The sequence below is a fragment of the Streptomyces sp. JN8 genome, assembly GCF_055808075.1.
Window position 1 is genome coordinate 285818 of record NZ_CM147852.1, and the last position, 17644, is coordinate 303461.

General features: G+C 73.6%; 17 protein-coding genes and 1 tRNA gene. 12 read left to right on the forward strand and 6 right to left on the reverse strand.

Annotated elements, in window-relative coordinates:
- The first annotated feature begins 132 nt into the window (after positions 1–132).
- From ACY0MR_RS01375 to ACY0MR_RS01385, 3 genes are all read left to right on the forward strand, one after another.
- A complete protein-coding gene (locus ACY0MR_RS01375; protein ID WP_473558456.1) occupies positions 133–1494 on the forward strand; it encodes a hypothetical protein in 1362 nt (453 codons plus the stop codon).
- A gap of 145 nt (positions 1495–1639) precedes the next feature.
- On the forward strand, positions 1640–2536 hold the full coding sequence (locus tag ACY0MR_RS01380) for a hypothetical protein (protein ID WP_473558458.1): 897 nt from the start codon (positions 1640–1642) through the stop codon (positions 2534–2536).
- 517 nt (positions 2537–3053) lie between these two features.
- Positions 3054–3797 carry a hypothetical protein gene (locus tag ACY0MR_RS01385; RefSeq protein WP_473558461.1) on the forward strand — a complete coding sequence of 248 codons (744 nt, stop codon included), beginning with the start codon at positions 3054–3056 and terminating at the stop codon, positions 3795–3797.
- A gap of 110 nt (positions 3798–3907) precedes the next feature.
- On the opposite strand, the gene ACY0MR_RS01390 is transcribed toward ACY0MR_RS01385, so the two are convergent.
- Positions 3908–4516, reverse strand: a complete 609-nt coding sequence (locus ACY0MR_RS01390; RefSeq protein ID WP_473558464.1) for a DUF2867 domain-containing protein — start codon at positions 4514–4516, stop codon at positions 3908–3910.
- A 98-nt stretch (positions 4517–4614) separates the two neighbouring features.
- Between ACY0MR_RS01390 and ACY0MR_RS01395 the strand changes: the two genes are divergently transcribed.
- Positions 4615–5172 (forward strand): TetR/AcrR family transcriptional regulator, encoded by a 558-nt coding sequence (locus ACY0MR_RS01395; protein WP_473558466.1) that lies wholly within the window; start codon positions 4615–4617, stop codon positions 5170–5172.
- 121 nt (positions 5173–5293) lie between these two features.
- Here the strand turns inward: ACY0MR_RS01395 and ACY0MR_RS01400 are convergent, their stop codons facing one another.
- On the reverse strand, positions 5294–6406 hold the full coding sequence (locus ACY0MR_RS01400; protein WP_392864407.1) for a hypothetical protein: 1113 nt from the start codon (positions 6404–6406) through the stop codon (positions 5294–5296).
- Between the two features lie 824 nt (positions 6407–7230).
- Between ACY0MR_RS01400 and ACY0MR_RS01405 the strand changes: the two genes are divergently transcribed.
- Positions 7231–7881 (forward strand): fasciclin domain-containing protein, encoded by a 651-nt coding sequence (locus tag ACY0MR_RS01405; RefSeq protein ID WP_388801215.1) that lies wholly within the window; start codon positions 7231–7233, stop codon positions 7879–7881.
- Positions 7882–8291: 410 nt separating this feature from the next.
- On the opposite strand, the gene ACY0MR_RS01410 is transcribed toward ACY0MR_RS01405, so the two are convergent.
- The gene (locus ACY0MR_RS01410) at positions 8292–8612 is read right to left on the reverse strand and encodes a hypothetical protein (RefSeq protein WP_361855445.1); all 321 of its coding nucleotides are present in this window, start codon (positions 8610–8612) and stop codon (positions 8292–8294) included.
- A 192-nt stretch (positions 8613–8804) separates the two neighbouring features.
- Here ACY0MR_RS01410 and ACY0MR_RS01415 point away from each other — a divergent pair, with 192 nt between their 5' ends.
- Positions 8805–9173 (forward strand): hypothetical protein, encoded by a 369-nt coding sequence (locus tag ACY0MR_RS01415; protein ID WP_388800365.1) that lies wholly within the window; start codon positions 8805–8807, stop codon positions 9171–9173.
- Between the two features lie 114 nt (positions 9174–9287).
- On the forward strand, positions 9288–10181 hold the full coding sequence (locus ACY0MR_RS01420; RefSeq protein ID WP_473558470.1) for an alpha/beta fold hydrolase: 894 nt from the start codon (positions 9288–9290) through the stop codon (positions 10179–10181).
- Here the strand turns inward: ACY0MR_RS01420 and ACY0MR_RS01425 are convergent.
- Positions 10163–10792 carry a hypothetical protein gene (locus tag ACY0MR_RS01425; RefSeq protein WP_403314416.1) on the reverse strand — a complete coding sequence of 210 codons (630 nt, stop codon included), beginning with the start codon at positions 10790–10792 and terminating at the stop codon, positions 10163–10165. The genes ACY0MR_RS01420 and ACY0MR_RS01425 overlap by 19 nt on opposite strands.
- A gap of 367 nt (positions 10793–11159) precedes the next feature.
- Between ACY0MR_RS01425 and ACY0MR_RS01430 the strand changes: the two genes are divergently transcribed.
- The 3 genes from ACY0MR_RS01430 (at position 11160) to ACY0MR_RS01440 (ending at position 13659) form a co-directional block, all read left to right on the forward strand.
- Positions 11160–11729, forward strand: coding sequence for a GNAT family N-acetyltransferase (locus ACY0MR_RS01430; RefSeq protein WP_404081536.1), 570 nt, complete (start codon positions 11160–11162; stop codon positions 11727–11729).
- Positions 11730–11966: 237 nt separating this feature from the next.
- A complete protein-coding gene (locus ACY0MR_RS01435; protein ID WP_473561646.1) occupies positions 11967–12698 on the forward strand; it encodes an ATP-grasp domain-containing protein in 732 nt (243 codons plus the stop codon).
- Positions 12699–12876: 178 nt separating this feature from the next.
- Positions 12877–13659 (forward strand): SAM-dependent methyltransferase, encoded by a 783-nt coding sequence (locus tag ACY0MR_RS01440; RefSeq protein WP_388800357.1) that lies wholly within the window; start codon positions 12877–12879, stop codon positions 13657–13659.
- Positions 13660–13713: 54 nt separating this feature from the next.
- Here the strand turns inward: ACY0MR_RS01440 and ACY0MR_RS01445 are convergent, their stop codons facing one another.
- A complete protein-coding gene (locus ACY0MR_RS01445) occupies positions 13714–14388 on the reverse strand; it encodes an SDR family NAD(P)-dependent oxidoreductase (protein WP_473558473.1) in 675 nt (224 codons plus the stop codon).
- A 185-nt stretch (positions 14389–14573) separates the two neighbouring features.
- On the opposite strand from ACY0MR_RS01445, the gene ACY0MR_RS01450 reads away from it, so the two are divergent.
- Positions 14574–14650 (forward strand) — tRNA-Trp (locus tag ACY0MR_RS01450).
- Between the two features lie 75 nt (positions 14651–14725).
- On the opposite strand, the gene ACY0MR_RS01455 is transcribed toward ACY0MR_RS01450, so the two are convergent.
- Positions 14726–16153 carry a tetratricopeptide repeat protein gene (locus ACY0MR_RS01455; protein ID WP_473558476.1) on the reverse strand — a complete coding sequence of 476 codons (1428 nt, stop codon included), beginning with the start codon at positions 16151–16153 and terminating at the stop codon, positions 14726–14728.
- Positions 16154–16458: 305 nt separating this feature from the next.
- Between ACY0MR_RS01455 and ACY0MR_RS01460 the strand changes: the two genes are divergently transcribed.
- Positions 16459–17523 (forward strand): hypothetical protein, encoded by a 1065-nt coding sequence (locus ACY0MR_RS01460; protein WP_473558478.1) that lies wholly within the window; start codon positions 16459–16461, stop codon positions 17521–17523.
- The last annotated feature ends 121 nt before the right edge of the window (positions 17524–17644 follow it).

A 17644-nucleotide genomic window follows, 5' to 3' on the forward strand; every position in this document is an offset into this window, starting at 1 on the left:
AAGCCGCCCGGCGAACCGCCGTACACCTGCCGGGGACGGCGCGGCCGCCGACCGCTCGACCGGAATCGGGGCAGGAACACCCGGCGCAGGGGAAGCGCCCGGGCGCCGCAGCCGCTCGATTAACGTGAGCGCATGGTGCATCTCGTTGAGCCTCGACTGTCCGGGTTGGCGCGGAACCCCGCCGCTCCGACCGGCACGTTGGTGCGCCTGGCCGCACACGCGGCCGGCCGGGCCGGGTTGTGGCGGCGCAGGGGGCCGCTGCCCGATCCGGTCGCCGACGCCATGCTGACCCACGGCGGCCGCGACGCCGCGACCCTCCTGCGCCCGAACCGGATCTCCCCGGCCGTGCGGCGCCGGATCGCCGAGCATCCCGACCCAGCGATCCGCGACGCCCACGCGGACTTCGTGCGCACGATGGTGGCGAGGGGAGTCCCTCTGGGACTGGACGCCCTGGTCGACGCCTACGGCCTGCCGCCGGAGGAACTCGCGGCCCACGGCGACCCCAAGGTGCGGGCGGTGCTCGCACAGGACTGGCACGACCGGCCCCCCGCCGTGCACGAGATGCTGCTCACCGATCCGGACCCGGACGTCCGGGCCGCGGCAGCACGGGCCCAGCACCTCGGCATCCCCTCGGCGCTGACGGAGCGCTGCCTCGCCGACCCCGCGGTCCGGACCCACATCGTGCACCGACTCCCCCTGACGCAGGAGCAGTTCGAACGACTCCTCGCCACCGGGGACCCGTCGGTGCTCGCCTCGGTCGCCGCCCATCCGGCTCTGACGCCGGCCATGGTGGCCCGCCTCGAAGACAGCGAGGACCCCTCTGTGCGGGTCGCGGTGGCCTACAGCCGACACGTCACGCCCGACACCCGGGACCGTCTCCTCGCGCTGGTGGAGGCCGAGAGCGCAGCGGGCGGCATCGACGCCGAAGTCGCCCTCCACTGGTCCTCCTACCGCCCCGCCTGGCTGCGGGATGCGCCCCTGGCCGAGCGCCTGAGCTACCTGGACTGCCCCCACCCGGCGTTCCGGAAGGTACTGGCGACCAGCCCGGGGCTTCCGGAGGAGGCCTGGCGGCGACTGGACGAGGACCCCGTCGTGTCCGTCCGGTTCGCCGCCGCGCGGCGGCACGACGTACCCGCCGAGGTACTTCTGCGCCTCGTCCGGGAACACGGCGATCCCGCGACCGGCCTGCCCGGCCTCGTCGCGCATCCCCGCTTCCCACGCCATGAGCTGCGCGGCCTCGCCGAGGAGCCCGACCCACGCGTGCGCTTCCTCGCCTTGGAGGACCCGCTGCTCCCCGCGGCCGTCATGCGCCGGCTCGGCGGCGCCGAGGAGGCGTTCCTCCGCGCGGGCGTGGCCCGGCACCCGAACATCGAGGTGCCGTTGCTGGAGCGGCTGCTGTCGGATCCGGATCCCGAAGTCGTGGAGGAGGCTGCGGCCAACCCCGCGCTCCCCGAGGCGTGGATGGACCGGGTCCCGGCCGAAGCCGGCCTGTGACGGCGGACCCGGCCGGCCGCCGGAACCCCTTGGGGGACCGCGCCGTTCGCGTGCGTACCGCCGTGGTGCATGATGCACCCCGGAGGGGATTTGAATGCGTTCAGAAATACATGCTCCGGCGCCCGCGTGTACCCGGACGCGGCCGATGGACCGGTTCGGCTCCGTGGTGGCCACGTCCGTCTCGGTGCTGCTCGTCGAAGCAGTGATCGGGATCATCGCGGCCTACGTGTGGGATCAGACCCAGGAGACCCCACCCCTGCCGTACAACGCGCTGGGGCTCGTGCTCATGGTGATCGCCGCGCCCTTCGTGGCGGCCGCGGGCGGCGCCCTCTGCGCGTTCCTGGCGGTCGGCGTCGTGGTGCCGGTCCTCACCGCGGCCGCGTGGCTCGGCCGCAGGCTCTCGGGGCGCGAGGCGTGGTGGTGGGTTCCCGTCACGGCGGCCGCGGCGGCACTCCCGGCCGCGCCGGCCCTGGTTCTGCTCACGGAAGCGGGCATCGCGTCGGGCATCGCGGGATGGGTGACGGCGACGACGGCGCTCACCGCCCCGGCCCTGGTGGCCCGCAGACTGCTGCTGCCGGACCGACCGCGGCTCTCCGGCCGGACGATGGTCGGACAGGTCGCGCTGTACGGGACACTGGCCGCCGTCACCGCCTTCGCCCTCGCCGGCGTCGCACTCTTCGCCGGAGTGGCGTACGAGCCTCCGTGGTTCAACCCCGCGCAGCTCGCGGGGACGTACTCCGACGGCAAGGGCGGCACCCTCACCCTCACGAGGGACGGCGCAGCCGTGGCGACCCGCATCGACACCTTCGACTTCGAGGCCGTCGACTCCTTCGACCCGGTGGTCCGCGAGTGCACCGGGGTGGGCACCTGGTCCTTCAGTCCGGTCGACGGCCCGCACTCCCAGCAGGTCGACGTCTCCGTCGACGCCTGCCCCGTCGACATGGACAGCTGGAGCCTCTACGGAACCCGCGAGAGCCCGAAACTGTTCGTGTTCGTCGGCGACCCCGACAGCTGGGACCTCTACACCCTCAGGCGCGAGTAGACCGCCGCCGGACCCCACGGCGAGGGTGCGTCCAGGGAGCGAAGGTCCGATGCGGCGCGGCCAACCGGTGTGCCGCGGGGTCTGGCGGAGCGGCCGCTACGTACACCTTCGGAGTCATGTCGGACGGCCCGCACACCTGCCGGGTGCGGGCCGTCCGAGTGCGCCCCGGCTTGCCAGGAAGGGGGAACCGGCAAGCCAGTCGACGCCATGAGCGGTCCCACGCGCTCAGCCCCCGCCTGCCCTGCCTCACACACTTCACACCCCCCTCTTTCAGAAATCCGCCCACCCACCACCCCGAGCGAGCCGCCCAGCCCTGCGACCTGGGCATGCGGGACCTCACGCATGCTCCGTCCGCACGCTCCCGGCGATGGCACCGGCCCGCCGCCCATCGACTCGGGTGAGGGCTGTCACAGGCAGGTGGGACTCCGGAGCGGTGCGGCCAGGCGGCGCCCGCTTCCGGCGAAGGGGCGCAAAGGGCTCTTCCCGTGGACGAGCGCCGTCGGAGAGACTGCCGACCATGCCCCTCCCCTTCCCCCGTACCGCCGTCGTCGTGGTCTGTCTGGCCATCGCGGGCACCGGCGCCGTCACCGCCTGCGGGCCGTCCCCCGGCGACCGGACCGGCACCGGGACGCTCAGCAGGGCGATCGAAGCGACCGAGTCCGCGAGCTCCGTGACCGTTCACACGGACGCCCTTTCGCTTTCGGTGCCGATGAAGGGGCACGTCTCCCGGGACGGGCGGGGGAACTGCACCGCCAGGATGTCCTACGGCGAGGCCGGTACGGCCGAGGTGATCAGGATCGCCGGCAGGGACTCGTACCTGCGCCGCGACGAGGCGCTTCTGCGCACGCAGGAGCGGCACAGAGGCCCCGAGGAACTCGACGCGCTGGTCAGCGCCCTTCGGGGACGCTGGACCAAGCCGCCCGCCGAAGGACCCGACACCCCGCCCGAACTGGCCCTCTGCACGGGCGCGCGCGTGCCCTCCGGGCTGGAGAACGGCTGGGACGACGAATCCGCGCCGTCCGAGCCGGCCACCGTCGAGGGGCGCAAGGCCCTGCGGCTGGCGAAGCCCGTCGGCGGCGAGGGCGAGACGACCACCGTCTACATCGCCGCGGAGGGCCCGCCGTACCTCCTGAAGATCGTCACGACGGGCGGCGAGACGCCGGGGGCGACCACGTACGCGCACTACGGCAGGCCGGTCGACGCCGCGGCCCCGGCCGCCGAGGACGTCGTGGACGCCGTGAACGCCGTGGACGCCGACTGACCACCCACCCGTGGACGACCGCGTACGCACGGGACGGCCGGCCGGCGGCGTACGCGCGCCCGCCCCTCCCCGCCCGATCCCCGGCATGGCGCTCGCCCCGGTCGTGAGCCTCAGGAGGTCGTGCGCCGCTTCGTGTCCTCCCGCCACTGCCGTCCGATCGACCGCATCAGGGCCGGGTAGACCCCCAGGTAGCGGAAGGGCTTGATGCCGAGCATGTACAGCGAGCCGAGACGGCCGTTGGGCTTCACGAGCACGGCCATCTGGCCGCGGTAGCCGCCGTTCCCGTCCGGGACCCAGCCGATGTGCATCACTCCGTGCATCGTCTTGTTCGCGCACTCCGCGGCCCACTCGTCGTGCGTCTGGAAGACCGAGGTGAAGGGCGCCGTGCCGAGGTCCGGCCCTCGCGGCCCCTCCCGGAGGTCGTCCGGCAGCCGGTCGCCCAGCGTCGCCACCCGACCGCCGACGCCCGAGGCCGGCGTGTCCCATCCGAGCAGCGCGCCGAGCTTCCAGCGGACCGCGAACAGGAACCGTCCCACCGGGTTGCCGCCGTCCGGGCCCTTCCTCCCGTCCGCCATCTGCCGGACCAGAAGGTGCAGGTCGTCCGGACCGCCGGGCGTCGGCAGCACCCACACGTCCTCGACCCCGAAGTCGGCGGCGATCTCGTGGATCCGCCAGGGACGGGACGTGTGGGCGGTGGTGGGGAGGCGCAGATCGCTCATGACAGACCCCTGTCTATACGGTGGCGTATAGATCGAGCATAGACCCCTCTATACGGCTCCGTATACTTGCCCGGGCGACAGGAAGAGGAGACACACCGATGGGCACGATCCGAACGCCGCGGGACAAGTGGATCGAGGAGGGCCTGCGCGCGCTGGCCTCAGGCGGTCCCGAGGCCGTGCGGGTCGAGGTGCTCGCCCAGGCGCTCGGCGTCAGCAAGGGCGGTTTCTACGGCTACTTCCGCAACCGCGCCGCCCTGCTGGAGGAGATGCTCGACAGCTGGGAACGCGGGGTCACCGAGGACGTCATCGAGCGGATCGAGCGCGACGGCGGCGACGCCCGCGAACGACTGGGCCGGCTCTTCGACTTCGTCGGTTCGAGCGAGACGCCGGTGACCGATCCCGGGGTGGAGCTCGCGATCCGCGACTGGGCCCGGCGCGACGCGGACGTCGCGCGACGCCTCCGGGGCGCCGACAACCGGCGGATGGACTATCTGCGCGGGCTCTACGGGGACTTCTGCCCCGACGAGGGCGAGGTCGAGGCCCGCTGCCTCATCACCTTCTCCCTCCGCGTCGGCGACCACCTCATCGCCGCCGACAACGGCCCGCGCAGTCGCAGCGAGGTCCTCGGAACCATCAGGAAACGCCTGCTCGGATGAGTGCCGGCGGGCGCGGGGTCCGAAGCCGGCCGGCCGTCGACTCCCCGCGCGACAGCCGCCGCCCCGCCGGGTTCCTCACCGAGGAACCCGGCACGCGACCCTCGGCGACGACCGGGGGCGTTCAGCGACCCATCCCGTACACCTTCGACGTCGAGCCGGGACGGGCCCGGGAGCGCTTCACCGCGGCGCCGCGCGCCGCCTCGAAGGCCCTCACCGCCTGGCCGTCCTTGCGCCAGGGGTCGGCTCCGCACCACGCCCCGATGAGCCGGAACTGTTCCAGCGCGGGCGCGTAGAGCATCGACCGGAGCATGTAGTACGCGAGCAGGTGCCGCAGGGCCGGCAGGCGCTCGTCGTCGGGCGCGACCAGTTCGAACGAGGCCGCGACCTGCTTCAGCGTCTTCCTCGCCATGGGCGTGACCGGCACCGCGTCGGTGGTGGACCGCGCGGTGAGTTCGCCGAGTGCGTGCAGGTAGATACCGGCGAGCGGACTGCCGGGCGGTGCCGTGCGGACCGCCCGGCGGGCGAAACGCATCATCCGCCGGTCGCTGCCGAACCACTTCGCGCACCAGTACTGGAGTGCCTGCCAGTGCCCCTCGTAGTGGTGGGGCGCCCGGGCGACGAGCCCCTCCCAGAGGGGCTTGAAGCGGGCCCGCTTGTACTGGGCCCCGCGCGCCGCCGTGATCATGACCACCCAGGGACCGGGGTTGGCCGGGTCGAGCAGCGCGGCCCGCTCCGCCGCCTCGATCGCCGCGGGGAGCATCGCGCGGAAGCGGTCCATGTCCGAGGACATGACCTCGTGGGCGTAGCCGCCGCCCCGGATCTCCCAGGCGCGGTGGACCATGATGCTCGCGCGGAGCGTGGCCGCGTCGCAGTCGCCGGGCTCGGCGGCGACCCAGGCGTCGAGCCAGGCGTCGTCCTCGCGGGCGACCTGCTGGAGGAGTTCCAGCCGGGCCCAGCGCTCGTCCCAGTCGTCCCCGGCCTCGGAGACGTACCGCCGGGCGGCCTTCCAGTCGCCGCCCCATGCGGCGTCGGCCACCGACTGACGCTCCCGCGCGCGGTGTTCGGGCGGCGGCGGCCCGGCTCGTCGCGAGTCGAGCACCTCGCGGGGCGGTAGCCCGTAGTCGGTCGCCACGAACTCGGTTTCGACCCAGCGGCCCACGGGACGCGAGGTTCCGGCGATGCGGTAGAGCACAACGAGGAGCACGCCGAGTATGACGGCGTTGGAGATGGTCACGACGGGGAATCATCCACGAAGCGATCACGCTCCGCAATGGTTCAGGCCAACGATAAGGCGAGGTCAGAGGGGTTGAGGCCGAGCCCTGATCCTTCTGCGTCGGCTCGGCGGATGTCACCCGTGTCACCGCTGTTCGGCCGGAGGTGCCGGACGGCCGGGCCCGCGCGTCAGCCTCCGGCCCGGTCGTCGGGCGGCGCGCAGAAGCGGACCTGGGGCGGTCCGCGTGCAGGTGGTCGAACGGAGTCATACGGACGTCGCGCAGGTGCCGGTCGAAGAAGGCGCGCAGGAGGGCCCGGGTGATCGTCATGGTGCGCAGCCCCGGGGCGGCGGCGCCGAGCGGCACGCCGAACTGGTCCGCGAGGAGCCCGAGGTCGGTGAAGGAGGGGTGGGTGGCGCGGTCGCCGCCCGGGCCCCGGTTGCGCCATCGGGGAGATCCCCGATGCGTGGAACGTCCGTCGCGCACTGCGGGCCGCCGACGGGTCCCGTCCACTCCGGCTTCCAGGGGCACCTGTGGAGGCCGGAGAGGGGTCCCCGCGCGAGCGCGGTCGGACGGCAACACGCGAGGAGTCGTTCACTCATTGGGGTGATAGACCCATCCGTCGGGCGCGGGCCGCCGAATGTCCCATGTGAGCAGCTACCGCAGCACCCTCATCCGCACCGCGCCGGGCGCGACGCCGACCGGTCTCCCGGTCGCCTTCGCGTCGTCGTGCGAAGGCGCGCCGGCCACCCGGTCGGCTCGCCGCGTGAGCGGATTCCCCGCTGCGGGGTCGATCCACCCCACCGACAAGACCCGCCTCGGGCCCTTCTTCAAGGAGTCGAAGAACATGAACAGCAAGAAGATCCGCCGTACCGCGATCGCCGTCGCCGCGGCTGCTCTGCTGCCCTTCTCCCTGGCCGCGTGCAGCGATTCGGGCAGCGACACCAAGGCCGGTCCCTCCGCGAGCGCGGACGACGCGGCCAAGACCACGGCGAGCACGCCCGCGGACGAGGGCATGACGGACGGGCAGCCCTTCGGCCCGGCGTGTGCCGGGGTGCCCAAGGAGGGCGCCGGCTCCTTCGACGGGATGGCGAAGGACCCGGTGGCCACCGCGGCCTCCAACAACCCGGCCCTGTCGACCCTGGTGACCGCGGTCAAGAAGGCCGGTCTGGTGGACACGCTCAACAACGCGAAGGACATCACGGTCTTCGCTCCGACCAACGACGCCTTCGCGAAGATCCCGAAGGCGGACCTCGACAAGGTCCTGGCCGACAAGGCCACGCTCACCAAGATCCTCACGTACCACGTCGTGGGCCAGCCGCTCACCCCGAAGCAGCTGGAGAACGGCAGCTTCGAGACCCTCCAGAAGGGCATGATCACCACGACCGGATCGGGCGAGTCCTACAAGGTCAACGGCACCGCGAACGTGGTCTGCGGCAACGTGAAGACGGCCAACGCCAACGTCTACATCATCGACACCGTGCTGATGCCGAAGTAACGACCGCGGCACGCGAAGCCCGCCTCGGCCGGACCCCGGCTCGTGGCTCCGCCCTCGTCTCCGGGGAGGGCAGGCGGAGCCACGAGCCGGGCGGCACGCGAGGCTTCACCCTCGACACGACGCTCGACCCGACCGCACGACAGGCCGACCGCGCGGCGCGCGAACCCGAACCGGCCCATGGCATGCGGTGCGAGGGCCCGCCACCGACGGGTGGCGGCGTCCCGGAGGCGTACGGATCCCGGTCCGGCGGTGTCATCCACCGGCCCCGCCGCGCGCGTTGCGACGCGGAAGCGCATGATGGGCATACCGCCCGCCCGGGAAGCCACTCGCACGTTGTCACCGGGCGGGCCTTTCCTAGACCACCCGAGATCGACACCGCGCCGACCACCTGTCGGCCGGGCTTCGGGACGTCACAGGCCCGTCGCGTCCCTGGCCTTCTTCAGCACGGAGTCGAGCGCGGCCAGCCGCCCGTCGCGTCGCCTCTCCCGGTCCGCCCGGTCCCGCGGCACCAGACGTGCGGCGACCTCCACGGCGTACGCGTCCGGGTCGCCGAACGCGTCCCGCGGGTGCTCTCCCGTCTCCGCGCAGTGCGTCGTGACCTCCTTGACCGCCTGGAGCACGACCGGCCGGTCCACGCCCGGTCGCATCGCCAGCCGCACCTGGAAGCGCGCCATCCACTTCTCGCGGTCCTTCTCCCGCGCCGCGTCCGACGTCTCGTCCTTCGTCGCCACGTGCTCTCCCGGTCGGTCGGAATCGGTCCTCGTGAGAAGGGACGTCGAGGAGCGGGCACGGGTTGCCCGCACGAGCCGCCTTCCTCCCGCCGGCCGCGGGCGGTCCCCGGATCGCGGGCCTGCGACGGCGAGGGCGCGCCCGTCCGTCCCGGGTCCCCGAGCGACCGGGCGCGGCCGGGGAGCATGGACCGCATGGCCACTGAACACCCCGCCGAACGGGACGGCACCGGGCACGACCGGTTCGCCGCCTTCTCGGAGCGGGCATCCCATCTCACCAGCTCCCCGCTGTTCTACGCCCTGTGCGTCCTCCTGGTCGTCGGCACGGTCGTGCTGCACTTCCTGCACCCACCGCTGTCCTGGCTGATCTTCGCCGGCGACGTCATGGCGGCCGTCAACCTCCTCCTGCTCGCCCTGCTGAAGAACTCCGAACAGCGCGACACCCACGCCGTACAGCGGAAGCTGGACGCCATCGCCGCCGCGCTGCTGGAGCAGCGCGAGGGCGAGAGCCACGAAGCCGCTGACGCGTTGCGCGACGCCATCCGCATGGAGAAGGACCAGTGAGCACCGGGCGGCGGATGCGGCGGGGTCCCGTGACGAGGACCGCGGGTGCTCAAGGGACTTCGGCGTGCGTCCGGCCGTCTCCCGCCGGAGCACACGCCGCCCTAGGCTCCCTCCATGAGGCGCCTTGTGCACAGCGACGACGGTCGACTCCTGGTGGCCGAGGAATGGGGCGATCCCTCGGGCTCCCCGGTGGTCCTCTTCCACGGGACGCCGGGGACCCGTCTCGGCACCCTGCTGCCCGGCCTCGCCGCGCAGCACCCCCGCTTCCGCTTCCTCGCCTACGACCGTCCCGGCTACGGGGAGTCCGCGCGCGCCCCCGGCCGCCGGGTCTCCGACGCGGCCCGGGACGCGGCGGCGGTCGCCGACGCCTACGGCGTGGGGCGCTTCGCGGTGGTCGGCCGTTCGGGCGGCGGTCCGCACGCGCTCGCCTGCGCGGCCCTGCTGCCGGAGCGGGTCCGGGCCGCCGCCGTCCTCGTCGGACTCGCTCCGCCCGACGCCGACGGACTGGACTGGTACGGCGGCATGACGCCGTTCAACGTGCGCGAGTACGGCCTGGCCCGCGCCCACCTGGAGGGGCGGGACCCCGACGGGCTCCCGAGTGACCTGGCCGCGCGGGCCGCGGTCATCCGGCAGGATCCGGCGCGCCTGCTCGACGACCTGCGCGCCGAGCTGTCCCCCCACGACCTGCCGGTCGTCGAGGACCCCCGGGTGCGCACGGTGCTGCTCCGCACGTACGAGGAGGCCCTGCGGGTGTCGCACCACGGGTGGCTCGACGACTGCCTGGCCTTCGTCTCCCCCTGGGGCTTCGACGTCGCCTCCGTCGCTGCGCCGGTCCTGCTGTGGCACGGTCTCGACGACGCCTTCTCCCCGGTGGCGCACACCCGCTGGCTGGCCGGTCGGATCCCCCGAGCGGACCCCGTCCTCGTACCGGACGCCGGTCACTTCGCCGCCCAGTCGGCCCTTCCGGACGTGCTCCGCTGGCTGGACGCTCAGGGCGCCGGGCGCTGATACGACGTCGAGCGGGCGCCCTTGAGGGCGTCGAGGATCCGCTCGTGGCTGTCTCCGACGGCGTCGCCGACGCGGACGCGGATGTGGAGCGCCGCGACCTCGTCGACGAAGCGCGGGGAGAACGCGCCGATGAGCGTCGTCTCGTACGAGCCGGTGCCGACCAGCGGGAAGTTGCCCACGACGACCAGCTGGAAGTCCACGCCGACGGAGAGTCCGGCCCGGGTCAGCACCTCGGCCGCGCCCTCGACGTCGGTCCAGGGGGCGGCGTCCCGCGGGTCCTCGCCGCGCAGGACGACCCGGCACTCGTACGACTCGACGACCACGGTGTGCGAGCCGCCGTTGAGCAGGCCCACCTGCCACTCGGGTGCGCCGCCCCGCAGGTGCCCCGTCGTCCAGTCGGCGCGCCAGCCGAGGGCGGGCCGTACGGTGCGGGCGTACTGCGCCCTGGCGAGGACGGCGCCGACGGCGACCGCGAGCAGGCTGCCGAGCGGCTCCATGTCGAGGAGTTCCAGCCGCCAGGGCCACTGCGTGCGGGCCGCGTCGGTCATGTTGGCGCGGACGATCTCCCAGCCGAGCACCGCCGTGAGCAGGAAGAGCATCACGATCGGCACGGTGAAGAGCAACGGGCTGCGGCGTACCCGCCGTTGGGCGTCCGAATGCGCCGTCGACCGGTCTCGTCCCCGCCCTCGCCCGAACCTGCCCACAGCCACTCCCCCGGTCCTCGCACTGCGGTCCCTCGGCCGTGCGTACGGCTCCGGCCCCCCGAACGGCTCATGGTGCCCGAACTCGGACCCGGCCGACCAGCGGCGCGGGCCCGGCGGACGACTCAGGGGCGCGGCGTCCGGTGGTGGTGGGGGGCCGAGCCCTGCCCCGGCGGGACGACGGCGCGGCTGCTGCCGGAAAACACGTGGCCGCCGGGGATGCGGACTGCGAGGATCGGCCCGCACTGTGATCCACATCCGCGTCCCGGAGGTCCGCATGGACGTCGCCCCGCTGCTGCCGCTGACCACGGCCCGGCTGTCCCTGCGCCTCTTCGTCCCGGGCGACGCGGACGACCTGTACGCCTACCAGAGCCTGCCGGGCGTGGCGCGGTACCTGTACCGGCCGGCGCACACCCGCGAGCGCAGCGAGGAGGTCGCTGCCGAGCGGGCCACGCAGACGTCGTGGGTCGCGGGCGGGGACAAGCTGGCGCTCGCCGTCTGCCGACGTGACGAGCCCGGCCTCCTCGGCGAGGTGAGCCTCACCCTGGCCGATGCCCGGGCGGCCCAGGCCGAGATCGGCTGGACGCTCGACCCGGGTCACCAGGGCCACGGCTACGCGACCGAGGCGGCCGCGGCGCTGGCCGGGTTCGCCTTCGAGACGCTGGGCGTGCACCGCCTCTACGCGCGGCTGGACGTGGAGAACACCGGCTCGGTGCGCGTCTGTGAACGCCTCGGGATGCGCCGGGAGGCGCACCTGGTGGAGAACGACCTCGACGGGGACCGCTGGGGCAGCGAGTACGTCTACGCGGCGCTGGCGGCGGACCTCGGCGGTCGGACCGCGGGCTGAGCCCGGGAAGGGGGCAGGGTCCGCCGGGTGGATGGCCGGACAGGTGCCGGCTCTGCGCCGCCCTGCCGATCGAGCGTGGGTCCGCGCAGGTCAGGGCGCTCGTCGCCGGTCTCCACGCGCCCGTGGTTGCCGCCGGAAATCCGCGGGCGGACCGCGCGCGATCTGTCTAGCCTGGCGGCCTGCACGTCACGAAGGAGAACTACGGTGCTGGTCATGCCCGGACGGCGGACGTCCACGATGGAACTGCTGGCCGTCGAGGCGGCGGGACGCGGGATGGAGGTCCGGGCCGCGGAGGACGTCGGCGCCGCCGCTGGGCCGGCGTACTGGTACGGCGGGCCGGCCGCCGGCGCGCGCATGGCCGCCCGGCTGGGCTTCGCGCTGCTCGAACCGACGGACGACTGGCTCTCCGAGCTGCCGGAGGAGTTCACGGGGCGCGAGGTCCGCACGGCCACCGTCCTGGACGCCTGGGCCGTCGACCGGCCGACGTTCGTCAAACCGCCGCGGGAGAAGTCCTTCCCGGCGGACGTGTACGCGGACGGTTCGCGGCTGCCCGCCGACCTGGACCCCGCGACGCCCGTCCTCCTCTCCGAGGTGGTGACCTTCGCCGCCGAGTACCGGCTCTTCCTGCTCGACGGGCAGATCGCCGCAGGCAGTCGGTACGCGGTATTCGGCCGACTCGATCCCCGGCCGCTCGACCGGAACGGCCCCCTCGCCGGGGAGATCGCCGAGTTCGTCGACCGTCTGGTCGCCGCGGCCGGCCCCTCCCTGCCGAGCGCCGTCGTCGTGGATGTCGGGCAGCTGCTCGACCCGTACAGCCCGGGTCACCGATGGGCCGTGGTGGAGGCCAACATGGCCTGGTTCTCCCACGCGTACGCCGCAGAACCCGCCCCCGTCCTGGATGTCGTGCTGCGGTCCGCCGGGCCGCGGGAGCTGGTGCGAGCGGCGGATCTGGCGTTCGTGCGGGACTGAGGCCGAGCCCCTCACACGCGTCGCGAGCGTCGACCGGCCGGCCGGTGGACGCGACGTCGGGACCGACGTCGACACGTCCGTCCGCCGGTCCGTCCGGTCGACGAGCTCCGTGTGAACAACGGGTGTAACGCGCCACAACCGAACGAGAGTTGCCACAGTGCTGCGATACGTTGCACAGGTGACCGACATCGAAACCCGCATCGACACGTCCCGGCCGCACACCGCCCGGATCTGGAACTACTGGACCGGCGGCAAGGACAACTACCCGGTCGACCGGGAGGCCGGTGACCGGATCCGCGCGCTGCATCCCGGAATCGGGGACTACGCCAAGGCGGACCGCCTGTTCCTGGGGCGTGCGGTACGGTACCTGGCCGAGCAGGAGGGCATCCGGCAATTCCTGGACATCGGTACGGGGCTCCCGAGCGCCGACAACACCCACGAGGTCGCCCAGCGCGTCGCCCCCGAGGCCCGGGTCGTGTACGTCGACAACGATCCGCTCGTCCTCGCGCACGCCCGCGCCCTGCTCGTCGGGACGCCCGAGGGGCGCACCGACTACCTGGACGCCGACCTCAGGGACGTCGACACGATCCTGGCGGCCGCGGCGAAGACCCTCGACCTGTCGCAGCCGGTCGCGCTGATGCTCCTCGGGGTGGTCATCTTCGTCGAGGACGACGAGGAGTCGTACGCCGTCGTGAAGCGTCTGATGGACGCGCTCGCACCCGGCAGCCACCTCGTCCTCTCCCACACGGTCCGGCACCCCGACATGCCGGACGTGGACGCGGCGGTCGCGTTCTGGAACGAGCACGGGACCCCGAAGCTCACCCAGCGGACCCCCGACGCCATCGCCCGCTACTTCGACGGCCTCGAACTCCTCGACCCCGGCGTGGTGTCCTGCTCCGCCTGGCGCGCGGACGCGGACACCCCGGACGTCGCGATGTACGCGGGCGTGGGCCGCAAGTAACGCTCAGAGGTCCGACCTGAGGTGCGTTCCCGCCGGACGCCCCCACGGGTGTGTCTACCCGCCCTCCCCCAGCCGGGCGACCAGCGGGGCGACGACGTGTTCCTCGACCGCGCGGGCCGTCTCCTCCCCCTCCGGGAGGGACGGGGGACTGCCGATCGCCGGGCGTTGCGCGAAGCCGTTGTCCAGGTGGGGCATGCGGACGTCCAGGACGGAGATCCCGGCGCGGCGCGCCTCACGGCCGACGACGGACAGCCAGGCGGCCAGCGCCGTCTTGCTCGCCGCGTAGTCCGCGGTCCCGAGCAGCGGCCGGTCAACGATGACGCCGGTGACGACGGACACCGCACCGCCCGGCGGCAGGACGCGCAGGGCACCTCGGGCCACGGCCATCGGCGCCTGCGCGTTCACCGTCATCAGATGCTCCGCGACCGTCTCCGGCACCTCCGCCGCCGGAGAGAAGCCCGCCACCCCCACGGCGACGACCACCGCGTCGAGCCCGCCCAGGGCCTCGTGCGCCCAAGGGGCCAGTTCCTCACAGGCGGCCAGGTCGTACGCCTCGAATCCACGGTGGGGGCAGCCTCCCAGCTGTTTCGCGCGCGAGGCGAGGCGCTCCCGGTCGCGTCCCGCGAGCGCCACGGTGGCCCCGAGCCGTGTCAGTGCCTCGGCAGCGAGTCCCCCGACGCTTCCCGTCGCACCCACCACGAGCGCGCGGGTTCCGCCGTCGACGACCATGGCGGTCTCCTCCCTGGGTGCCAGTCCCGTTCCGTCCCTCATTCCCGTTTCGCGGGATCGGCCGTGAGCGGATGCGCGCCCCTGCCCCGGGCCCGAAGGCGCCCTAGGCAGGGGTCGCGGACACCATCGCTGCGGAAAATCAGTGGTCTCTGATCCTTTTCGGTGTCACGCTGTCTGCACACCGAAGGGGTGTAGCTCAGATGGCCAGAGCGCCGGTCTCCAAAACCGGATGTCGCAGGTTCGACTCCTGTCACCCCTGCCATTCCCCCGGGACCCCGTACGGGTCCCGCCGGCGGGCCGCGGAACGTGTCCCACGTGCCTCCGACGCCGGCCGGCACTACGGCACTGTCGGCAGTGACTCCGCCGCCGCCTCGGCCGCATGCCTGGCGCGGTCGCGGGCCGTGGAGGCCTGGGCCGTGTCCCCCAGGGCGTCGGCGAGCCGGGCCCGGGCCGACCAGTTGTACGAGCTGTCGGGCCGCAGCCCGATCCGCTCGCTGATGAGTGCACGGGCGAGATCGTGCCGTCCGGAGGCCAGTGCGGAGTCCAGCAGAGTCTTCTGGAGCGCGTCGCGCTGTGCGTGGCTGCCGCCGAACTCGTGGAGCCTCCGGCGCAGCGGCCACAGGAGTTCGACGACGGCGGCGTGGTCCCCCCGGCCGTGCGCCAGGAGCGCCTCGCACGCGGGCAGACCGATGTCCGCGGTCATCCGCCTGTTGGTGACCGTGTCCGCCCCGCCCTGGGCCAGCCACCTCCGTCGGTCGGCGATGAGCCGTTCCGCCTCGCCGAGACGCCCGGCGCCCACGTAGGACATGACGGCGTGCACGTCGTTGAACGCGTAGAAGGGCGGATCGGCGCGCGCCTCCCAGGCGTCCGCCAGCACTCCGCAGCGGGCGCCCGAGTCCCCTCCCGCGAGCCGGATCCGCCACAGCAGGGCCGCGGCGTCCAGGAGTTCCATGGCGAGGCCGGCCGACTCGTCGTTGTGCAGGGCGGCGTCGTAGATGCCCAGGGCGGTGTCGGTGTCGCCCGCCTCCAGCGCGTAGAGCGCGTAGTGCCACCAGTTGTGGACGTTGAGGTAGTTCCCCCGCGCCCAGTCGTCGCGGCGTGCGTCGAGGTAGCCGATGCCCTCGGCCACCCGTCCCTGCATCTCGTAGGTGTGCACCACGGCGTGGATGGCCCAGACGTCGCGCGGGTTCTGCTCGACCGCGGCGAGTCCCGCCTCCTCGGCCAGCCGGTAGTGGCCCGACTCCTCCAGCCCGAAGGCGTACATGCCGAGCACGAGGCCGCGATGGGGCTCGGCCGCGTCCCAGGCCGAGAGGGCCCCTCCGACGCGGTCGCGGAGGCGTACCGAGTCACCGGTGAAGAAGTCCAGTTGGTGTCCCACCGCCAGGGCGAGCGCGTCCCTCGGGCACTCCAGGGACAACTCCTCCAGGAGCCCGCTCGCGCGGGTCAGATCCCCCGCCAGCCACGCCCCGGCGGCCGCCACGTGCAGGCGCTCCCGCAGGGGCAGGGCCGAGACGTCCAGGCCTGCCGTGAACCGGTCGAAGGTCCGCCGGGCGGCGACGGTGTCGCCGGGCTCCGTTCCCAGCGCCCCGAGGTAGGCGGCGAAGGACTGGGCGACGGGCGAGGTCGGTGCGCTCGCCAGAGCGCCGGCGACCGCCTGCTCCACCTCCGGGCTGAAGTGGAGCAGGGACTCGACGGCGCGGTCGAGGTGCGCGGCCGTCTCCCGCGTGCACTCGTGCAACGGGTTGCCGTATCGGTCTGTCACCATGCGAGATCACCTCGGCGGGTCGGCTACGGGATCGCGGGACGAGGGCACATGCCGCCCCGGGGGTCGGACGAGTTCGACGGCGGCGCGGGAGCCCGCCGCACCCCCTCATGAAGCCATCACCGGCCCGGCCCGCGCCACCCGGACATGCGTGCCCCGGCCACGTGCGATGATCTGCCTCGCCGTTCTCCGGGGAGAGGGACGTTCGCGGCCTTGCGACGACCGGGCCGGAGGCCCCGGAGGCCCCCGCCCGGTCGGCCCCCTAGGATGCCTGGGTTCGCACGAGCGGGACGTCGGGGGTACGGGGCATGAGCGGTTACGGAAGCAGCGGGTACGGGGACGCGGCGGGCGGCAGCGCCGCGAACCTGCCGCAGCGGGACCCCTACGCGCCGCCGGCGAACCCGCCGGCGAACCCGAGCGGCCCGTCCGGCCGGCCGCAGGGCCGTCCGCACGCGCGGTCCGGCCCTCCGCCCAGATCCCCGTACCCGCCGCCCGGGCCTCCCCAGGGGTTCCCGTATCCGCGATCGGGGCCTCCCCCGGGACAGCCGTACGGCCGGCCCGGGCCCCCGCCCGGGTACCCGTATCCGCCGGTCCACGGACCGGTCCCGCCGCCCCGGCCGGAGCCCTCGCGGGCCCGCACCGTCGTCCGGTGCCTCTACGACCCCCTGTACGCCGCTCAGCGGACCTTCCGTCCCTCCCGTCCCGGGCTCGTCGACGACCGTGAGGTCCGCCGGCTGCAGTACTGGCGTACCGGGCTGGGACTGCTGGCCTGGGTGGCGCTGATGCTGAGCTACAAGGCCGTGGTGACCGCCGACGACGTCCAGGGTGTGGCGGGCGACCGCCTCGACCAGAGCTGGACCAGCGTGCTGGTGCTCGTGTGCACCTTCCCCGTGGTGGTCGGCGCCTTCGTGGCCGCCGCCCGGGACGGCCTGCGCCGGGTGTACCTGCGACGGGTCCTGCGCCCCCTCGGCGCGGTCCTGGCGATCATGGCGTCCATGGGCACCTCCGCCCTCGCGATGGCGCCGGAGCTGGCGGGGTTCCGGGACGCCGTGGGGCTCCCGGGGCGGGTCGTGATCGTCTCCCTCATGGTGTGGTCCATCGGCTTCGCCCTCTACGGCATCGGACTGTCGTTGGTGCACGTGTTCCGCACCGCCGACATCCACGAGGTGCTGCCCCCGCTCCTCGCCGGCGTCCTCGTGTGGGAGATGGCCCTCCTGGATCTGCTCACCGGCGCCTACGACCAGGCGCCGCCCGGGATCCGGTGGCTCTTCGTCCTCGGCGCGCCCGTGACCGTGACGGCCCTGTCGTGGTGGGAGCTGCACCGGCTCCGGCGCCATCACGGGCTGACGCTCCGCACCGCGCTCGGCCGCTGACCCGTTCCGTCTCCGGCGGCCCACCCGAGCGGCGCTGTCACGTGCGTGACCGGTGGTCCGGGCCCCATGCTGGAGCCCGGGACCCCGCTTCCGGCCGCCCGCAGGCGGGAAGCGGCCCGCG

What these genes read in the sequence shown, in the direction of transcription:
- ACY0MR_RS01395 (WP_473558466.1), top strand. Translation starts at nt 4,615, where the DNA reads ATGGGCACGATCCGAACGCCGCGGGACAAGTGGATCGAGGAGGGCCTG.
- ACY0MR_RS01375 (WP_473558456.1), top strand. Translation starts at nt 133, where the DNA reads ATGGTGCATCTCGTTGAGCCTCGACTGTCCGGGTTGGCGCGGAACCCC.
- ACY0MR_RS01420 (WP_473558470.1), top strand. Translation starts at nt 9,288, where the DNA reads ATGAGGCGCCTTGTGCACAGCGACGACGGTCGACTCCTGGTGGCCGAG.
- ACY0MR_RS01390 (WP_473558464.1), bottom strand. Translation starts at nt 4,516, where the DNA reads ATGAGCGATCTGCGCCTCCCCACCACCGCCCACACGTCCCGTCCCTGG.
- ACY0MR_RS01405 (WP_388801215.1), top strand. Translation starts at nt 7,231, where the DNA reads ATGAACAGCAAGAAGATCCGCCGTACCGCGATCGCCGTCGCCGCGGCT.
- ACY0MR_RS01415 (WP_388800365.1), top strand. Translation starts at nt 8,805, where the DNA reads ATGGCCACTGAACACCCCGCCGAACGGGACGGCACCGGGCACGACCGG.
- ACY0MR_RS01385 (WP_473558461.1), top strand. Translation starts at nt 3,054, where the DNA reads ATGCCCCTCCCCTTCCCCCGTACCGCCGTCGTCGTGGTCTGTCTGGCC.
- ACY0MR_RS01455 (WP_473558476.1), bottom strand. Translation starts at nt 16,153, where the DNA reads ATGGTGACAGACCGATACGGCAACCCGTTGCACGAGTGCACGCGGGAG.
- ACY0MR_RS01435 (WP_473561646.1), top strand. Translation starts at nt 11,967, where the DNA reads ATGGAACTGCTGGCCGTCGAGGCGGCGGGACGCGGGATGGAGGTCCGG.
- ACY0MR_RS01430 (WP_404081536.1), top strand. Translation starts at nt 11,160, where the DNA reads ATGGACGTCGCCCCGCTGCTGCCGCTGACCACGGCCCGGCTGTCCCTG.
- ACY0MR_RS01460 (WP_473558478.1), top strand. Translation starts at nt 16,459, where the DNA reads ATGAGCGGTTACGGAAGCAGCGGGTACGGGGACGCGGCGGGCGGCAGC.
- ACY0MR_RS01445 (WP_473558473.1), bottom strand. Translation starts at nt 14,388, where the DNA reads ATGGTCGTCGACGGCGGAACCCGCGCGCTCGTGGTGGGTGCGACGGGA.
- ACY0MR_RS01380 (WP_473558458.1), top strand. Translation starts at nt 1,640, where the DNA reads ATGGACCGGTTCGGCTCCGTGGTGGCCACGTCCGTCTCGGTGCTGCTC.